Source organism: Paraburkholderia caribensis, assembly GCF_002902945.1.
Classification (GTDB): Bacteria; Pseudomonadota; Gammaproteobacteria; order Burkholderiales; family Burkholderiaceae; genus Paraburkholderia; species Paraburkholderia caribensis.
The window spans coordinates 1,306,208-1,322,188 of sequence record NZ_CP026101.1; the positions used below are offsets into that span (position 1 = coordinate 1,306,208).

10 protein-coding genes are annotated in these 15,981 nt (G+C 62.1%); 6 read left to right on the forward strand and 4 right to left on the reverse strand.

Annotated features, from left to right (window positions below):
- Positions 1 to 215: 215 nt before the first annotated feature.
- Both fixJ and fixL read right to left on the reverse strand, forming a co-directional pair.
- Entirely contained in the window at positions 216 to 860 is a 645-nt protein-coding gene (gene fixJ, locus C2L66_RS05795; protein ID WP_007586834.1) for an oxygen response regulator transcription factor FixJ, read from the reverse strand.
- Positions 857 to 3,373 carry an oxygen sensor histidine kinase FixL gene (fixL, locus tag C2L66_RS05800; protein ID WP_035990599.1) on the reverse strand — a complete coding sequence of 839 codons (2,517 nt, stop codon included), beginning with the start codon at positions 3,371 to 3,373 and terminating at the stop codon, positions 857 to 859. The genes fixJ and fixL overlap by 4 nt, the downstream gene beginning before the upstream one ends.
- 287 nt (positions 3,374 to 3,660) lie before the next feature.
- Between fixL and aceE the strand changes: the two genes are divergently transcribed.
- From aceE to C2L66_RS40540, 4 genes are all read left to right on the forward strand, one after another.
- Positions 3,661 to 6,360, forward strand: coding sequence for a pyruvate dehydrogenase (acetyl-transferring), homodimeric type (aceE, locus tag C2L66_RS05805; RefSeq protein ID WP_060601408.1), 2,700 nt, complete (start codon positions 3,661 to 3,663; stop codon positions 6,358 to 6,360).
- A gap of 83 nt (positions 6,361 to 6,443) precedes the next feature.
- Entirely contained in the window at positions 6,444 to 8,117 is a 1,674-nt protein-coding gene (aceF, locus tag C2L66_RS05810) for a dihydrolipoyllysine-residue acetyltransferase (RefSeq protein WP_060601407.1), read from the forward strand.
- Between the two features lie 289 nt (positions 8,118 to 8,406).
- Positions 8,407 to 10,467, forward strand: a complete 2,061-nt coding sequence (gene lpdA / locus C2L66_RS05815) for a dihydrolipoyl dehydrogenase (protein WP_082670352.1) — start codon at positions 8,407 to 8,409, stop codon at positions 10,465 to 10,467.
- 774 nt (positions 10,468 to 11,241) lie between these two features.
- A complete protein-coding gene (locus tag C2L66_RS40540; RefSeq protein ID WP_148654579.1) occupies positions 11,242 to 11,664 on the forward strand; it encodes a hypothetical protein in 423 nt (140 codons plus the stop codon).
- Here the strand turns inward: C2L66_RS40540 and C2L66_RS05820 are convergent.
- Positions 11,619 to 12,203, reverse strand: coding sequence for a phasin family protein (locus C2L66_RS05820; protein WP_035990605.1), 585 nt, complete (start codon positions 12,201 to 12,203; stop codon positions 11,619 to 11,621). The genes C2L66_RS40540 and C2L66_RS05820 overlap by 46 nt on opposite strands.
- A gap of 770 nt (positions 12,204 to 12,973) precedes the next feature.
- Here C2L66_RS05820 and pbpG point away from each other — a divergent pair.
- Positions 12,974 to 14,149: a D-alanyl-D-alanine endopeptidase gene (gene pbpG / locus C2L66_RS05825; protein WP_054934370.1), complete on the forward strand. Its 1,176-nt coding sequence runs from the start codon at positions 12,974 to 12,976 to the stop codon at positions 14,147 to 14,149.
- A gap of 67 nt (positions 14,150 to 14,216) precedes the next feature.
- On the opposite strand, the gene C2L66_RS05830 is transcribed toward pbpG, so the two are convergent.
- Positions 14,217 to 15,023, reverse strand: coding sequence for an IclR family transcriptional regulator (locus C2L66_RS05830; protein WP_054934371.1), 807 nt, complete (start codon positions 15,021 to 15,023; stop codon positions 14,217 to 14,219).
- 188 nt (positions 15,024 to 15,211) lie between these two features.
- Between C2L66_RS05830 and C2L66_RS05835 the strand changes: the two genes are divergently transcribed.
- Positions 15,212 to 15,934: a (Fe-S)-binding protein gene (locus C2L66_RS05835; protein WP_054934372.1), complete on the forward strand. Its 723-nt coding sequence runs from the start codon at positions 15,212 to 15,214 to the stop codon at positions 15,932 to 15,934.
- Positions 15,935 to 15,981: the final 47 nt, after the last annotated feature.

Sequence of the window (15,981 nt, forward strand, 5' to 3'; positions counted from 1 at the left end):
CGGATGCCATGCGAGTCAGTTGGGATTGCTAATGAAATGGGAGCGCCGCGCGCGACGAAGAATCGTGCGCAAGAGAAGGGGGGAATGGCGCTAAAGACTGCGCCGCGCGACGGCCTCAGCGGGCGCCGACGTTGCTTCATGCGCCTGCGCAACGAAGCGCAGGCGACGATCGCGGCCATCGCGTGATGACGGCCGCAACGCGGACTACGGTGGGATTACTGCGCCTGTTGTGGCTTGTTAGACAACGCGAGACGCAGCAGATCGGCGACCGTGTTCACGTTGAGCTTTTCCATGATGTTGGCGCGGTGCGCTTCGACCGTCTTGATGCTGATGCCGAGGTCGTCGGCGATCTGCTTGTTCAGGCGGCCTGCGATGATGCGCTCGAGCACCTGATGCTCGCGCGCCGTGAGCTTGCCGAGGCGCTCGGCGGCGGCGCGCTGTTGCTGGACGCTGCTGCTTTCGCTGCGGGCCTTGTCGAGCATGCGTTCGACCAGCTTGCGCAGTTCCGCTTCGTCGAACGGTTTTTCGATGAAGTCCATTGCGCCTTTCTTCATCGTCGACACGGCCATCGGCACGTCGCCGTGACCCGTCACGAAGATGATGGGGAGCAGCGTGTTGTCGGCGATCAGGCGTTCCTGCAGTTCGAGCCCGCTCATGCCCGACATCCGCACGTCGAGAATCAGGCACGCGATCTGGCCGGGATGCTGATGCGGCTGCCATGCGTCGATGAACTGCTCGGCGCTGGAGAAGCACTGAACGCGATAACCGTTCGCCTCCAGCAGCCAGCGCAGCGAATCTCGCACCGCTTCATCGTCGTCGACGACAAACACGGTTTCCTGTGTGGTAACTGGGGTGTTCATAGCTCTCCCGTAACGGTTTGTGGTGTCGGCGCCTCTGACCCGCCGTTGCTCGGGCCGTCAGGCTCTCCAATAGGCAGACTGCAATGGAAAGTGGCGCCCGTGATGTGGCCGTCGGATTCGACGTTGTTGACCACCCACAGGCGTCCGCGATGCGATTCGATGATCGAACGGCAAATGTTCAGCCCCATGCCCATGCCGTCGGACTTGGTGCTGTAAAACGGTTCGAAGAGACGTTCGGCCGTGGCTTCGTCGACGCCCGGCCCCTGGTCGACGACACTGAGGCATACGAAGCCGGAATCGAGCTTGACGACGAGGCGAATGACGGGGTCGACGGCATTGGGCCGCGCGTCGTGCATCGCTTCCGCCGCGTTCTTCAGCAGGTTCACGAGCACCTGCTCGATCAGCACCGGATCGACATAGATGACGGGCAGACGCTGGCGCATATCCGTCACGATGCGGATGCGGCGCTTGCGTGCTTCGATCTCGGCAAGGCCGACGGCATCGGCGACGATGTCGGCGACGCGGGTGGCCTGGCGTTTCGGTTCGCTGCGTTTCACGAATTCGCGGATGCGCTTGATGATCATGCCGGCCCGCACAGCCTGCTGCGCCGTCTTTTCGAGAACTGGTAACAGGTTGTCGGGAGTTGTCCGACCAGATTTAACCAGCGCCACGGCTCCAGAGCAATAGTTATTGATGGCCGCGAGAGGCTGGTTTAATTCGTGCGCGAGCGACGACGCCATTTCGCCCATCGTCATCAGGCGGCTGGTGAACTGGAGTTTCTCGTCCTGCTGGCGTGCCAGTTCTTGTGCCTGCTTGCGGGTGGTGATGTCGGTCGCGATCTGCATCTGCGCGAGATGGCCGTCCACCCACTGGATGTACTGGCGGCGCACTTCGAACCACTTCTGGATGCCTTGCACGTAGACTTCCTGCGCGTCGGCGGAGCCTTCCGTGAGCGCCGCGGCGGGCAGGCCGGCGAAGGCGTCGACCATATCGATCGAATCCGACGAAGCCGCCGAACTGTCGAAGCCGCCGCCGCCCGCCAGTTCAAGATGGCCGTCCGGGCGGATGCCGAACAGGTGCCGGTAATAGCGGTTCGCGAACAGCAGCTCGGCTTCGTCGGCGGCGAGCACGGACACGGCGGCGTCGAGGCTTTCGAGCACGGTGGTGAAGCGCTCGTGCGCGGCGGCGAGTTCTTCGCGCGCGCGCTTGGGCTCGGTGATGTCCGTCATCGACGACATCCAGCCCGTCTGCCGTCCCGAGCTGTCGATCAGCGGCGACACATACAGCCGCGCGTGGAACAGCGAGCCGTCCTTGCGGCGCACGCGCAGCTCGAACCCGGAAGAGGGCGCCTTGCCGCGCAAGGTCATGTCGAGCTGGCGCTGCATCTCCGGGTAGGAGTCGCGCGGCCAGTACGGGAACGGCGCATTCTTGCCGACCAGATCGCTTTCGTCCCAGCCCGTCATCCGGCAGAACGCCGGGTTCACGTGCGTGATGCGGCCGTGCATGTCGAGCACGCGCATGCCGATCAGCACGGAGTTTTCCATCGCGCGGCGGAAGAAGGCTTCGGCGTACAGCGCCTGCTGCGCCTCGAAGCGCTGGCGCGTGTGCTTCCACAGGCTCCACAAGCTCCACAGCACGAAACACGACAGCCCCGCGACCAGCCACACGAGCGTGTTGTTCGTGAAGTTGGTCATCTGCGGGTACGCGTACACGCGCACCGACACGCCCTGGCCGGGCGGATCGAGCGGCAGGTCGTAATACGCGTCGCGCGGCAGGCGCGGGCGCGTGGACGTGGTGGCCAGCTCGCGGTTGTTGATGTCGATGATCGAAATCTTGTACTTCGCCGATAGCTCCGGCGGGATGTCGCGCTTCAGTATCCCTTCGACCGAGAACACGGCCGCGACCGTGCCGAGGAAGTCGCGGTCGCGATAAACGGGGGTTTGCAGCGTGATGTAGCCATTGCCGACGTCGTCGTACATCAGCGGCGAGTAGACCTGGCGGCGCGTGTTCTTCGCTTCCGCGAAGGCGGCCTTGACGGCCTCGTCCATCTGCTGGTCGTTGGGCTTGGCGAGACGCTGGCCCAGCACGGGCAGCGCGTTGTTCGGCCAGCGCGGCTGCTGCGCGCTGGTGTACCAGTTCATGTAGAGGATCTCGGGATGCCCCTGCATGATGTCGGCCGTCGACACCTGGAAGGAATGCGGGTCGGCGCGGCCGGAGACGAGGTCGCGGGCGAGCGCCTGAAGCTGTTCCTGCGCGCCCGTCATGGACAGGCGGATCTGCTGCTGCGCCCACGCGACGTTGCGGTAAAGCGTGTCTTCCTGCTGCTGCTGCTCGCGCCGGTTCAGGCTCCACAGGATCAGACTCATGACCACGAGGAACACGAGGATCGACAGCAGCGGCGTCAGCAAATAGGAATTCGACCACCACGGTCCGTGGTGCCAGCGGGACGGCGACGAATCCGCCGACTGTCCGGCAGAGCGCGCCGAGCGTGCGAAAAGCCGATCGGTCAACATGGCTGGCATTGTAGCGCAGCGCCTGACATGCAAATGACGCAAAAAAGCGGTGAAAGTCACGCAATTCGGCGCAAACTAGCCGACGTACTTGCTGATGGGCAGTCAAACCAGGGTGCGTCGCAACAATTTTTCGCATTATGAGAAACTCTCTCGTAATCTGAAAATTTTGTTGCGCAGGCAATGTGGGCCTTATTACAATCGGCCGGAAGCTGCCGCGGCCGATGTTCGTCCTCGACGTTAGTCCGCGTCGCCTGTTCACAGAGCGTTCCCATATCCAGGAGACGAGCATGTCCGCTGTACCTGACGAAGTCTTGAAATACGTCGCCAACGCCAAAGACGACAACGACCCGCAAGAAACGGCCGAATGGCTCGAAGCGCTAGATGGCGTGATTTCTGCTGTCGGACCCGACCGCGCTCACTACCTCATCGAGAAGCAGATCGAATTTGCCCGCGTGCATGGCGAGCATCTGCCTTTCTCCGCCAACACCCCGTACATCAACACGATCCCCGTCGCGAATCAGGCGAAGATTCCGGGCGACCAGGACGTCGAACACCGCATCCGTTCGTACACGCGCTGGAACGCGATGGCGATGGTGCTGCGCGCCGGCAAGGAAACCAACGTCGGCGGCCACATCGCGTCGTTCGCATCGGCGGCCACGCTGTACGACGTCGGCTTCAATCACTTCTGGCACGCGCCGTCGAAAGATCACGGCGGCGACCTCGTGTTCGTGCAGGGCCACTCGTCGCCGGGCGTGTACGCGCGCGCGTTCCTGCTCGGCCGTCTGACGCAGAACCAGCTCGACAATTTCCGTCAGGAAGTGGGCGGCGAGGGCATCTCGTCGTATCCGCACCCGTGGCTGATGCCGGACTTCTGGCAATTCCCGACGGTGTCGATGGGTCTCGGCCCGATCATGGCGATCTACCAGGCGCGCTTCATGAAGTACCTGCAGGCGCGCGGCATCGCGAAGACGGACGGCCGCAAGGTGTGGGCGTTCCTCGGCGACGGCGAAACGGATGAGCCGGAATCGCTCGGCGCGATCGGCATGGCCGGCCGCGAGCGTCTGGACAACCTCGTGTTCGTCATCAACTGCAACCTGCAGCGCCTGGACGGCCCGGTGCGCGGCAACGGCAAGATCATCCAGGAACTCGAAAGCGAATTCCGCGGCGCGGGCTGGAACGTCATCAAGGTCATCTGGGGCAGCCGTTGGGATGCCCTGTTCGCACGCGACAAATCGGGCGCGCTGATGCGCCGGATGATGGAAGTCGTCGACGGCGAATATCAGACGTACAAGTCGGAATCGGGCGCGTTCGTTCGCGAGCACTTCTTCAACACGCCGGAACTGAAGGCGCTGGTCGCCGACTGGTCGGACGACGACGTGTGGAACCTGAACCGCGGCGGCCACGATCCGCACAAGATCTACGCCGCGTTCAAGGAAGCGACGCAGTCCAAGGGGCAGCCGACCGTGATCCTCGCCAAGACCATCAAGGGCTATGGCATGGGCGAAGCCGGCCAGGCGATGAACATCACCCACCAGCAGAAGAAGATGCAGGTGGAGTCGCTCAAGCAGTTCCGCGACCAGTTCCGCCTGCCCATCTCGGACGACGAAATCGCGCACGTGCCGTATCTGACCTTCGAGGAAGGCTCGAAGGAACTCGAATACATGCGCGCCCGCCGTCAGGAACTCGGCGGCTATCTGCCGGCGCGCCGCCAGAAGGCGGAATCGCTGCCCGTGCCGTCGCTCGAAGCATTCGAGCCGCTGCTCAAGGGCACGGGCGAAGGCCGTGAAATTTCGACGACGATGGCGTTCGTCCGTATCCTCAACATCGTGTTGAAGGACAAGGTCATCGGCAAGCGCGTCGTGCCTATCGTGCCGGACGAATCGCGCACCTTCGGCATGGAAGGTCTGTTCCGCCAGATCGGCATCTGGAATCAGGACGGCCAGAAGTACGTGCCGGAAGATTCCGACCAGCTGATGTTCTACAAGGAATCGACGACGGGCCAGATCCTGCAGGAAGGCATCAACGAAGCAGGCGGCATGTCGGACTGGATCGCAGCGGCGACGTCGTACTCGACGCACGGCGAGATCATGATTCCGTTCTACATCTTCTATTCGATGTTCGGCTTCCAGCGCATCGGCGATCTGGCATGGGCCGCGGGCGACATGCGCTCGCGCGGCTTCCTGCTGGGCGGCACGGCGGGCCGCACGACGCTGAACGGCGAAGGCCTGCAGCACGAAGACGGCCACTCGCTGCTGTGGGCGGCATCGGTGCCGAACTGCATCAGCTATGACCCGACGTTCGGCTACGAACTCGCCGTCATCATGCAGGACGGTCTGCGCCGCATGGTGCAGGAGCAGGAAGACGTGTTCTATTACGTCACGGTGATGAACGAGAACTACGAGCACCCGGCCATCCCGCAGGGCGAGCACGTCGCGAAGGACATCATCAAGGGCATGTACGCGTTCCGCAAGGGCGCGGACAACGCCAAGGCGCCGCGCGTGCAGCTGATGGGCGCGGGCACGATCTTCAACGAAGTGATCGCCGCCGCCGACCTGCTGAAGAACGACTGGGGCGTCGAGTCGGATCTGTGGAGCGTACCGAGCTTCACGGAACTGGCCCGCGAAGGTCACGAAGTGCAGCGTCAGAACCTGCTGAACCCGCTGGCAGAGAAGAAGCTCTCGCACGTCGAGACGCTGCTGAAGGACGCGAAGGGTCCAGTGATCGCATCGACGGACTACGTCCGCGCGCTGGTCGACCAGATCCGCGCGTTCGTGCCGCAACGCTTCGTCGTGCTGGGCACGGACGGCTTCGGCCGCTCGGATACACGCGAGAAGCTGCGTCACTTCTTCGAAGTGGACCGCTACTGGACCACGGTCGCTGCGCTGAGCGCGCTGGCCGATGAGGGTACGATTGAGCGCAAGGTCGTGGCCGACGCGCTGAAGAAGTACAACCTCGATCCGTCCAAACCCAACCCGATGACCGTCTAAGGCATCGACCCGCGAGCCCCAATGCGCACCTCGCCGCCCGAAGCGGGCGGACGAGGCGCGCGCGGCCCTGGAGACAGAAAACAATGAGCCAAGCGATCGAAGTCAAGGTGCCGGACATCGGCGATTACAAGGACATCCCTGTGATCGAGGTGCTGGTGAAGGCGGGTGATACCGTCGAGAAAGAGCAGTCGCTCGTCACGCTGGAATCCGACAAGGCGACGATGGATGTGCCGAGCCCCGCGTCGGGCACGGTCAAGGAAGTGAAGGTCAAGCTTGGCGACACGGTGTCGGAAGGCACGCTGATCGTGCTGCTCGACGGCGAAGGCGGCGGTGCCGCAAAGCCCGCGCAAGGCAACGGCGCGGCCGCGCCTGCCGCGACCCCCGCACCGGCTCCCGCGCCTGCCGCTGCACCCGCCCCCGCGGCTGCATCCGGCAAGACGGGCGGCGTGCAGGAAGTGAAGGTGCCGGATATCGGCGACTACAAAGATGTGCCCGTGATCGAAGTCGGCGTGAAGGTCGGCGACCGCGTCGAGAAGGAACAGTCGCTCGTCACCCTCGAATCCGACAAGGCGACGATGGACGTGCCGAGCCCCGCCGCCGGCATCGTGAAGGAAATCAAGGTCAAGGTCGGCGATAGCGTGTCCGAAGGTACGCTGATCGTGCTGCTCGAAGGCGACAGCGGCGGCGCCGCTGCGCCCGCTCCGGCACCCGCTGCCGCGAAGCCCGAAGAAAAGCCGTCGGACGCGCCCGCTGCGCCGTCGCCAGCGCCGGCGCAACCGTCCGCGCTCGCGCAGGCGCCCGTCATTCCGGCAGGCGAAGGCGGCGCGTATCGCGTGAGCCATGCGTCGCCGTCGGTGCGCAAGTTTGCGCGCGAACTGGGTGTCGACGTGTCGCGTGTGACGGGCACGGGTCCGAAGGGCCGCATTACGCAGGACGACGTCACCGCGTTCGTCAAGGGCGTGATGACGGGCCAGCGCGCCGCGCCCGCCGCTGCTGCTGCACCTGCTGCTGCGGGTGGAGGCGAACTCGGTCTGCTGCCGTGGCCGAAGATCGACTTCACGAAGTTCGGCCCGGTCGATCCGAAGCCGCTGTCGCGCATCAAGAAGATTTCCGGCGCGAACCTGCACCGCAACTGGGTCATGATCCCGCACGTCACGAACAACGACGAAGCGGACATCACCGAACTCGAAGAACTGCGCGTGAAGCTGAACAAGGAAAACGAGAAGTCGGGCGTCAAGTTCACGATGCTTGCGTTCGTGATCAAGGCCGTCGTCGCCGCGCTGAAGAAGTTCCCGACGTTCAATGCGAGCCTCGATGGCGACAACCTCGTGTTCAAGCAGTACTACAACGTGGGTTTTGCCGCCGATACGCCGAACGGTCTCGTCGTGCCCGTGATCCGCGATGCGGACAAGAAGGGTCTCGTCGATATCGCGAAGGAAATGACCGAGTTGTCGAAGCTCGCGCGCGAAGGCAAGCTCAAGCCCGACCAGATGCAAGGCGGCTGCTTCTCGATCTCGTCGCTGGGTGGTATTGGCGGGACCAACTTCACGCCGATCATCAATGCGCCTGAAGTCGCGATTCTCGGGCTGTCGCGCAGTGCGATGAAGCCGGTGTGGGACGGTAAGCAGTTCGTGCCGCGTCTCACGCTGCCGATGTCGCTGTCGTATGACCATCGGGTGATCGACGGGGCTGAAGCGGCGCGCTTCAATGCGTATCTTGGGTCGATTCTTGCCGATTTCCGGCGTGTGATTCTTTGATTGTTGGGCGTTTGTCGCGTGGCGAGGCGTGAGCTTTTCGTGGTTGCTCATGCTTCGTCGTTGAACCTGCTTTGTCGTCTCGCTTCTGGCGTCGCCCCTGTGCGGGGCGGTCCCTACTTTTCTTTGCACCCCAAGAGTACTTCCTGCGGGGCGTCTTCCAAAGAAAAGCAGGCAACAGAAAGGCGCGTCCTTGGCGGACAGCATTGAGTCTGCGTTTGGCGTTGCGGGTTTTTGAGGCGAAGGTTCAGCGGCTCATCGTTCAACACGGTCAATAAGAGAAGGGGACACTATGAGTCTCGTCGAAGTGAAGGTGCCGGACATCGGCGATTTCAAGGACGTCGATGTCATCGAAGTCAATATCAAGCCGGGCGATACCATCGAGAAAGAGCAGTCGCTGCTGACGCTCGAAACCGATAAGGCCTCCATGGAAGTGCCGAGCGAAGCGGCCGGCACGGTCAAGGAAGTCCGCGTCAAGGCGGGCGACAAGGTCTCGCAAGGCACCGTCATCGCCACGGTGGAAACGTCGGGCGAAGCGAAGGCCGCCAGGGAACCTGAGAAAGCTGCGCCTGCACCCGCGCCCGCTGCCGCGCCGGCAGCAGGCGGTGGTGGCGTGCAGGAAATCAAAGTGCCGGATATCGGCGACTATAAAGATGTGCCCGTGATCGAAGTCGCGGTGAAGGTCGGCGATCGCGTCGAGAAGGAGCAGTCGCTCGTCACGCTCGAATCCGACAAGGCGACCATGGATGTGCCGAGCCCGGCCGCCGGCGTCGTCAAGGAACTGAAGGTCAAGGTCGGCGATAACGTTTCGGAAGGCAGCGTGCTGCTGTTGCTCGAAGGCGAAGGCGCGGCGGCTGCGCCCGCGCCGAAGGCTGCGCCTGCTCCCGCGCCCGCTGCTGCAGCGGCGGCCGCGCCGCAAGCAGGCAGCTATTCCGGTTCCGCCGATATCGAGTGCGACATGCTCGTGCTTGGCGCCGGGCCTGGTGGTTACTCGGCAGCATTCCGTTCGGCTGACCTCGGTATGAAGACGGTGCTGGTCGAACGCTATGCGACGCTCGGCGGCGTGTGTCTGAACGTTGGCTGTATTCCGTCGAAGGCGTTGCTGCATACGGCGCTCGTGATCGACGAAGCGGCTGCCCTCGGCTCGCACGGCATCTCGTTCGGCAAGCCGCAGATCGATCTCGACAAGCTGCGCGACTTCAAGTCGGGCGTCGTCAAGAAGCTGACGGGCGGTCTCGCCGGCATGGCGAAGGCGCGCAAGGTCGAAGTCGTGACGGGTGTCGGCACGTTCGTCGATCCGCATCACATGGAAGTGCAGGGCGAGAGCGGCAAGAAGGTCGTCAAGTTCAAGCAGGCGATCATCGCGGCCGGCTCACAAGCCGTGAAGCTGCCGTTCATTCCGGAAGATCCGCGCGTGGTCGATTCGACGGGCGCGTTGGAACTGCGTCAGATTCCGAAGCGCATGCTCGTGATCGGCGGCGGCATTATCGGTCTGGAAATGGCCACCGTTTATGCGACGCTCGGCGCGCAGATCGATGTGGTCGAAATGCTCGACGGTCTGATGGCTGGCGCGGATCGCGATCTCGTGAAGGTCTGGGAGAAATTCAACAGCAAGCGTTTCACCAACGTGATGCTGAAGACCAAGACGACGGCGGCGGAAGCGAAGCCGGATGGCATTTACGTGTCGTTCGAAGGCGAGAAGGCACCCGCCGAGGCGCAACGCTACGATCTCGTGCTGGTTGCCGTGGGCCGCAGCCCGAACGGCAAGAAGATCGGCGCGGACAAGGCGGGCGTGGCTGTGACGGATCGCGGCTTCATCGAAGTGGACAAGCAGATGCGGACCAATGTGCCGCACATCTTCGCGATCGGCGATGTCGTGGGTCAGCCGATGCTCGCGCACAAGGCCGTGCATGAAGGCCATGTCGCGGCGGAAGCGGCGCATGGCGAGAAGGCGTACTTCGACGCGCTGCAGATTCCGTCGGTGGCTTACACCGATCCGGAGGTGGCGTGGGCGGGCAAGACGGAAGAACAGTGCAAGGCCGAAGGCATCAAGTACGGCAAGGCGGTGTTCCCGTGGGCCGCTTCGGGGCGCGCGATCGCGAATGGTCGCGACGAGGGCTTTACGAAGCTGATCTTCGATGAGGAGACGCATCGCGTTATCGGTGGCGGGATTGTAGGTCTGAATGCCGGCGATCTGATCAGCGAAGTGTGCCTGGCGGTTGAGATGGGCGCTGACGCGACGGATATCGGGAAGACGATTCATCCGCACCCGACGCTCGGGGAGTCGATTGGTATGGCTGCCGAGCTTTATGAAGGTGTTTGTACGGATTTGCCGCCGCAGAAGAAGAAGTAACCTGAGGTGGATTTATCGTGGTGATGGCGTGCCCTTTTTGGCGAAGGGGTGCGCCGTTTTTTTTGGGGGTGCTTTGGTTGGTGTTGGCATCCGCGATTTGCTTTTGCTTTTGCTTTCGCTTTCGCTGGCATCCGCGAATTGTTAGCGTGCTTCAGGCGTCGCCCCTGTGCGGGGCGGCACCTACTTTTCTTTGCCGCCGCAAAGAAAAGTAGGCAAAAGAAAGCGGCTCACACCGCCAATTCTTGACGTTTACCCACGGGCCCCCAACGTCCCCATCGTTCACACACCAGCGCCTTGGTTAGTGCCCGTTGCCAACGCTTCGAACAAACGCCTCACCCGCTTCAATTACCCGTACCCGGGCCAGCGGCAGCGAATGGTATGTGCCGCCCAGGTGGCAAACTGTGTGTCGGTTGTCGCGTCGTATGGCTTGGCGCTCTTACCGGGTGGGACGCGCGCGCTATCGGTCTGGAGTGAAGCGTGTGGAGCACCGAGGGCCGACACACAGTTTGCCACCTGGGCGGCCGTGGACTGTCTGGTGAGGCATGCCGAAACGCGGGTGCTTGAAGTGGGTGAGGCGCTCATTCAGAGCGTTGGCAACGGACGTGGGTCATGTGATTGCCGTGTGAAGCGTAAGACCCTTTGGGGGCCCTCAGGCAAGAATTAGCGCTGGCGGTGTGAGCCGCTTTCTTTTGCCTACTTTTCTTTGCGGCGGCAAAGAAAAGTAGGTGCCGCCCCGCACAGGGGCAACGCCTGAAGCACGCTAACAATTCGCGGATGCCAGCGAAAGCAAAAGCAAAAATAAAAGTAAACCGCGAATGCCAACGCGAAGTCAAATACACCGAACTGCAACGCCTGAGGCACGCAGGCAACTCACGGATACCACCGCGAACAACCGAACCAAACCAGACCGCCGGCCGCGCAGGCAAAAAAACAAAAAAAAGGCAAAAAAAACCCGGCCTAGACCGGGGAAACGATACGCTGTTTAACGTATCGGAGCGTCTGGCCGCATGGCCACTGAAGTCTCGACCATGCGGCGCTGTTCATACCGCCAGTCACTTCGACAGTGCATCTCGCGGCTGCGCGCCGACAAACGATGGGGCATCCGTCGACACGCAGGTGAAGCCCGATCCGTTGAAGCCGTTACATCGTTATCAGACAGCAGCCTTCTTGGCCGAAGCTGCCGTACGCGAAGCCTGAGCAGCAGCTTGCGAAGCGGCCTTCGATGCAGCCGTAGCAGCCGCGTTGAAGTTGCTTTCAGCGATTTCGACAGCTTGCTTCGTTGCCTTGTGAACCGTTTCGTACGTCGTGTTCGCGGCCGTAATGGCCGACTTGATCACGGCGACAGCCGTTTCCGAACCAGCCGGTGCGTTCTTCGCGACGTTCTCGACGAGCGCCTGCACCTTCTTGTTCTGTTCTTCATATTGCGCTTCAGCAACACGCGCAAACTCAGCTTGCGTGGCCGATGCGATTTCGTACAGGTGACGACCGTACGACAGAACCTTCTCGGCCACCGGCTGCGTCAGGCTCGCTTGCAGCGCGAGCAGTTCTTGCGCGTCCTTCACCGACAGCGCACGTTGTGCGTTTTCCTGGCCTTCAGCGATCGTCGACTTGACGACCTGGAGATTCAGCTCGACCAGCTTTTCGACGCCTTCGAATGCCTTCGAAGTCAGGCCAAACAGCGTTTCAAGGTTGGCCTTCTGTGCTGCGGCGAATTGCTCAGGGGTCAGCAGAGTCATGTTTACGCTCCTGGATTACCGGCCCGTCTGGCGCGGACCGAGTTGGGTTAACTGCAGAACAAATTAGGAATCGCTGGTCCGCTGTCAATTGTGCGTCGCAGCAATGGTTCCCATTTTAGGACGACGCCGATAGATGTCAAGGACTTTTTTGTGCAACGCACAACGCATAGAAATTACTAATAAAACAAGACGTTATGTAGCGTTTATGACATTGTGGTGAAGCGTGTGCACATTAGGGTTTGCACCGATGTGGTGCGGTGAAAAAGGTGGTCTCTCAAGCCAGATAAGGGCTTGGGATGCGCCGAAGGCGAATTTTCGGGCAAAAAGGTAAAATTCTCAGGTAAACCGAAAACCGTAGCGGAACGTTAAATCGCCATCCCGGTCGAACGCGCGGCATGCTGCTTCGCAGTAGTCGCTTAAGAGTCGGCCGGCGCGCCCGTCCGCATGTGTGCTTCGGTGCGGCAGGCATCGCGCGCTGGATGCTTGCGGCAGGATCGTATTGCCATGCGTACGCGACCGTACTTCCCCTGATCAAGTTTGGTTCGAAGATGCCGATATGCTGAACGAGTGAGAGTCTTTCAGCGAATTGGCGAGGGCGGCTTGCTGGCGTGTCATTGGTATTTTCAATGATGCACCTGCAACTTATTGCATTTCCGCAATCGAGTCTGACAACTCGGTTTAAGGACTGTCGATAAGTGCTTAATATTGCTAATTTTTAACTGTTTTACTACACTGGCGAAAACTCTCTCGCCGCTCCAACCAGAACACCAATGAAAACCGACATGTTTTCGTCACTGAAAGTGATGCACGGCGCGGCGCTCAGCACCGCTCTGTCGGTGGCTGCCTCGGTGGTCATCGCAGCGGCTTTTGCTGCGCCGGTGGACGCCTTCGCCGCGTCCGCCACGGCGCCTGCCACGTCCGCGAAAGCCGGTAAGAAGCCTTCGAAGAAGGCCGCCGCCGAGCAAGTCTCCAGCAAGTCGTCGAAAGCCGCGAAGGACGTCAAGGCCGCCGCGAAGAACGATGACGATCAGCCCCGCACCGTTTCGAAGAAGCGCCGCGTCTCGTACACCGTGAACGGCCGTCATCACTCGGTCGTGCGCCGCGTCGCGTTCGAGCCGCGTCAACCGTCCGTCGGCACGGCGTTCGGCCTGCACGAGACGCCTGACGCGCTGATGCTGCGTTCGAGCGTCGCTTACGTGGTCGACCAGAACACGTCTGAGTCGCTGTTCGACAAGAACTCGCGCGCCGTCGTGCCCATCGCGTCGATCACCAAGCTGATGACGGCGATGGTCGTGCTCGATTCGAAGGCGGCGATGACCGAGCAGATCGAAGTCACCGACGAAGATCGCGACTACGAGAAGAATACCGGCTCGCGCCTGTCGGTCGGCTCGGTGCTCTCGCGTGAGGACATGTTGCACATCGCGCTGATGGCGTCGGAAAACCGCGCGGCGGCAGCGTTGTCGCGTTACTTCCCGGGTGGTCGTCCCGCTTTCATGGCCGCGATGAACGCGAAGGCGAAGGCGCTCGGCATGACCGACACCCACTTCGAAAATCCGACGGGCCTGACGAGCCAGAACGTATCGAGCGCGCGTGATCTGGTGAAGATGGTCAACGCCGCGTATCAGTATCCGCTGATCCGCAGGTTCTCGACCGATCGCAGCTACGAGGTGTACACGGGCAAGCGCACGATTGCCTACAACAGCACGAACGCGCTGGTGCGCAACCCGACTTGGGATATCGGCCTGCAGAAGACAGGCTTCATCAACGAAGCAGGCGAGTGCCTCGTGATGCAGGCAACGATCCACGATCGTCCGATGATCATGGTGCTGCTCGATTCATCGGGCAAGTACTCGCGTTTCGCCGATGCGCAACGTCTGCGCACGTGGCTCGACAACGGCGGCGAACAGCGCATCACCAGCGCGGACGCCAACGGCGCCGGGACCTGAGCGAAAGCTCTGCCCAACAAAAAGCCCCGCATTGCGGGGCTTTTTTATTCGCGCGTGTGGGCGGGCATCATGCTGTATGTGCCGAAGTGCTTGCGTGCTGCACCTGCGGGTGATAGCCGAGCGACTCGGAAATTACCAGCGCAGTCTTGCTCAACTGGCCGAGCCACGAGTCCTGCAGACGGTCGGCCGGCGCGGACAGCGACAGGCCAGCGACGAGCTTGCCCGTATCGTCGTAAATGCCGGCTGCGATGCAGCGTACGCCGAGTTCCAGTTCTTCGTTGTCGCGCGCGCATGCCTGCTGGCGCACGTGCGACAGTTCGCGTTCCAGCTTGGTGAGATCGGTGATGCTGTTCTGCGTGTGGCCCGACAGACCCGTGCGGGTCGCGTAGGCGCGCACGCGGGTCGATTCGTCGGCGGCGAGAAACAGCTTGCCGACGGAAGTCAGATGCAGCGGCGCACGGCCGCCTATGGCGCGAACCACCTGCATGCCCGAGCGCTCGGAATAGGCTCGCTCGATGTAGACGATTTCGTCGCCCTGACGCACCGACAGGTTGACGGTCTGGCCCGTCAGCCGGTGCAGCTCGCGCATCGGCATCAGCGCGGCGTCGCGCACCGACAGGCGCGCCTTGACGAGATTGCCCAGTTCCAGCAGTCGCATGCCGAGACGGTAGGTGCCCGGGTCCGAGCGATCCACCAGCCGGCAGGTCACCATATCGTTCAGGATGCGATGGGCGGTGGACGGGTGAAGATCGGTGCGTTGCGCGAGTTCCTTCAGGCTGACCGGGTCGCTATGCGCGGCGAGGGCATCCAGCAGGCGCATCATGCGCTCGATCACCTGAATCGACGTCTTGGGGTCCGGGTTCGTATCGCTCATAAGGCTAAACGGTTGACGCGTCAAACAGCGGAAACTGATTGTATCTCGTATTGTGAAAAAAGCGAACGCCATTGGAAATGATCCTCCAATCTCACTATTTGGCGGTTCATTGCGCAGTGGGGCGGTTACGCGTTGGTATTGCGCGCCAAACAGCGGATAATCGGGGACGTTTCCCCGGAGGAGCACACATGCGAGTCGGTTTTTTCGTCACCTGCCTGATCGATCTGATGCGCCCCGAAATCGGCTTCTCCGCGATCAAGCTGATCGAGCGCGCTGGCTACGAGGTGTTCGTGCCGCCGGCGCAAACGTGCTGCGGGCAGCCCGCCTACAACTCCGGCGACCGGCGCATCGCGCGGGACCTGGCGGAAAAGACGCTGCGCGAGTTCGAGCAATACGATTACGTGGTCGTGCCGTCGGGCTCATGCGGCGGGATGATCCGCGCACATTACGGCGACCTGTTCGCTGATGACCCCGAACTGATGGGCCGCTTCGGGCGGCTGCGTCCGAAGGTCTATGAACTCACCGATTTTCTCGCCACCGTCGCGAAGGTCGAGCTGACGCCGGGCGAATTTCAGGGGCCCGTGACGTATCACGACTCCTGTTCGGGGCTGCGCGAGCTGGGCGTCAAACAGCAGCCGCGCGCGTTGCTCGCGCAGGCTGGCGTCGCCGTGACCGAGATGAAGGACTGCGAGCATTGCTGCGGCTTCGGCGGTACGTTTGCCGTGAAGTTCGGCGACATCTCGACGGCGATCGTCGACGAGAAGTGCGCCAATGTTCAGGCGAGCGGCGCGCAAGCCGTCGTGCTGGGCGATCTCGGCTGCATGTTGAATATCGAAGGGCGCCTGCGGCGCACGGGCGATACGACCACGCGCGTGCTGCACATCGCGCAGGTTCTGGCAGGCGACGCCTGAGCGCGGTCGAACGTTGTTCGTTGCCTGATAAGTGCCAGCAAGCGGTA